The sequence below is a fragment of the Mycobacterium sp. E2462 genome (assembly GCF_001672685.1).
Taxonomy (GTDB): Bacteria; Actinomycetota; Actinomycetes; order Mycobacteriales; family Mycobacteriaceae; genus Mycobacterium.
Map to the genome: position 1 here is coordinate 1 of NZ_LZKC01000129.1, position 2,652 is coordinate 2,652.

4 protein-coding genes are annotated in these 2,652 nt (G+C 72.8%); 3 read left to right on the forward strand and 1 reads right to left on the reverse strand.

All coding sequences use genetic code 11. The features are described from left to right. Positions 1-259 (reverse strand): SDR family NAD(P)-dependent oxidoreductase (locus A5714_RS06140; RefSeq protein ID WP_156747188.1); only part of this gene is annotated, 259 nt, incomplete at its 3' end. A gap of 239 nt (positions 260-498) precedes the next feature. Between A5714_RS06140 and modA the strand changes: the two genes are divergently transcribed. From modA to A5714_RS06155, 3 genes are all read left to right on the forward strand, one after another. Continuing rightward, positions 499-1,284: a molybdate ABC transporter substrate-binding protein gene (modA, locus tag A5714_RS06145; protein ID WP_068283793.1), complete on the forward strand. Its 786-nt coding sequence runs from the start codon at positions 499-501 to the stop codon at positions 1,282-1,284. 9 nt (positions 1,285-1,293) lie between these two features. After that, positions 1,294-2,088 (forward strand): ABC transporter permease, encoded by a 795-nt coding sequence (locus A5714_RS06150; RefSeq protein WP_068283798.1) that lies wholly within the window; start codon positions 1,294-1,296, stop codon positions 2,086-2,088. Beyond that, a partial coding sequence (locus A5714_RS06155; protein ID WP_156747189.1) for an ATP-binding cassette domain-containing protein occupies positions 2,085-2,652 on the forward strand: 568 nt, incomplete at its 3' end. The genes A5714_RS06150 and A5714_RS06155, both read left to right, overlap by 4 nt.

Here is a 2,652-nt window from a genome sequence, read left to right on the forward strand (position 1 = left end):
CGCCGGCGTCGAACGTCGGGGCGGGCACGTGCACGATGGTGTCGAGGTGATGCGGGAACTGCGGCCGCGCCTCCGCGAGGCTGGCCGCGTCGGTCGTGTCGCAGACGATCGCCTCGGCCTCGAGCTCTTTGGCGGCGATCTCCAGGTCGCTCTTGCCCGCGCCCACCAGAGTCACGCTGTGGCCGTCGTTGCGGAAGCCCTCGGCTACCGTGCGGCCCAACTCGGTGTCACCACCGGTAACCAGCACCTCCACTGCCATGACCTCCTCGTGTTCCGCGCCGAACCCATCCCCGCAACGCCGGCCTGCCCCGCGCGCAATGGCAACGATCCCGGTCGATGTTACTGGACAGTAGCTAGGCGGGGAAATTTCCTCGGGCTGCGACGCGCGGGCCATTTCGGTAACGATTTCCTCCCGTCCTGGCCCGCGGACGTCCGCGACCGGCCCGCGGCGATCCCGTCGGCGAGCGGGCCGGTCGCCGCGGGCGATAGGGTCCAGCCATGCCTCGGATGGGGATCGCGGCGGGTGTCTTGTCGGCGCTGCTCGTGACGAGCCTGGTGGGGTGCGGTTCGCGGTCACCCGCCGCGCGACCCGCCCAGTCGCCGCCGGCGTCGGGCAAGGTGGTGGTCTTCGCCGCGGCCTCGCTCAAGGCCACCTTTACCGCCCTCGGCCACCAGTTCACGACGGCCAACCCGGGCAGCGGCGTCGACTTCGACTTCGCCGGCTCCTCGGAACTAGCGACCCAGCTGCGCCAGGGCGCTACGGCCGACGTCTTCGCCTCCGCGGACACCGCGCAGATGGACACCGTCGCCAAGGCCGGTCTGCTGGCCGGCAACGCCATCAACTTCGCGTCCAACACGCTGGTGATCGTCACCGCGCCCGGCAACCCGAAGAACATCGGGTCGTTCGCCGACCTCGCGAAGCCCGGGCTGAGTGTCGTGGGCTGCCAACAGCCCGTGCCGTGCGGCTCGGCGACGCAGCGCATCGAGGACAGCACCGGCACCCACCTGCACCCGGTCAGCGAGGAGCTCAGCGTGACCGACGTCCTCAACAAGGTCACCAGCGGGCAGGCCGACGCCGCGCTCGTCTACGTCACCGACGCGACGGGCGCGGGGAACAAGGTCACCACGGTGCCGTTTCCGGAGGCGGCCGGCGCGGCGAACGTCTATCCGATCGCGGTCCTCAAGGGGGCGCCGCTGCCGGCGTTGGCGCAGAAATTCGTGGCCCTCGTGACGTCCGCCGACGGCCAGCGGGTGTTGGCCCAGGCCGGATTCGCCAAGCCCTGACGGCCTGGCATGAGCCGTCGCACGCCGCTGCCGCGCTGGGTGTACCTACCCGCGGTGGCGGGGACGCTGTTCGTGCTGCTGCCGCTGTTGGCGATCGCGGTCAAGGTCGACTGGCCGAACTTTTGGTCGCTGATCACCAGCTCGTCGTCGAGGACGGCGTTGCTGCTGAGCCTGAAGACCGCCGCGGCGAGCACCGCGCTGTGCGTGCTGCTGGGCGTGCCCATGGCCCTGGTCCTGGCCCGCGGAGCGGGACCGACCGCACGGCTCCTGCGACCGTTGATCCTGCTGCCGCTGGTCCTGCCCCCGGTGGTCGGTGGGATCGCGCTGCTCTACGCCTTCGGGCGGTTCGGCCTGCTCGGCCGGTACCTGGAGGCGGCCGGGCTGCACATCGCGTTCAGCACCACCGCCGTCGTGCTGGCCCAGACCTTCGTTTCGCTGCCATTCCTGGTGATCTCCCTGGAGGGCGCCGCGCGCACCGCGGGCGGCGACTTCGAGATCGTGGCGGCCACGCTGGGCGCACGCCCCAGCGCGGTGTGGTGGCGGGTGACGCTGCCGCTGCTGCTGCCGGGCCTGGTGTCGGGGGCGGTGCTGGCGTTCGCCCGCTCGCTCGGCGAGTTCGGTGCCACGTTGACGTTCGCGGGCTCCCGGCAGGGCGTGACCCGCACGCTGCCGCTGGAGATCTACGTGCAGCGGGTGAGCGACGCCGACGCCGCCGTCGCGCTGTCGGTGCTGCTGATAGCGGTCGCGGCGGTGGTGGTGTTGGGCCTGGGCGCCGCGCGGCTGACGGGAACCGAGACCCGGTGAGCGGCCTACAGGTGCGCGCGGTCGTCGCCGACCGCCTGGACGCCGCGTTCTCGGTGTCGGCCGGCGAGGTGCTCGCGGTGCTGGGCCCCAACGGCGCGGGCAAGTCGACGGCCCTGCACGTCGTCGCGGGGTTGATCCGGCCCGACCGTGGGCTGGTGCGGCTGGGGGATCGGGTGTTGACCGACACCAACGCCGGCGTCCACGTGGCGACCCATGACCGCCGGGTGGGCCTGCTGCTGCAGGACCCGCTGCTGTTCCCGCACCTGAGCGTGGCGGCCAACGTGGCGTTCGGCCCGCGCAGCCGGCGCGGTTGGTTCCGTCGCGCCCGCGCCCGCGCCCGCGCCTCGTCTCAGGCGGCGGCGCTGCGCTGGTTGAAAGAGGTCGACGCCGAGCAGTTCGCCGGTCGCCGGCCGCGGCAGCTCTCGGGCGGTCAGGCCCAGCGGGTGGCGATCGCGCGCGCGCTGGCCGCCGAACCGGACGTGCTGCTGCTCGACGAACCGCTGGCCGGGCTCGACGTGGCCGCCGCGGCGGCAATCCGGGCGGTGCTGCGCCGCGTCGTCGCCC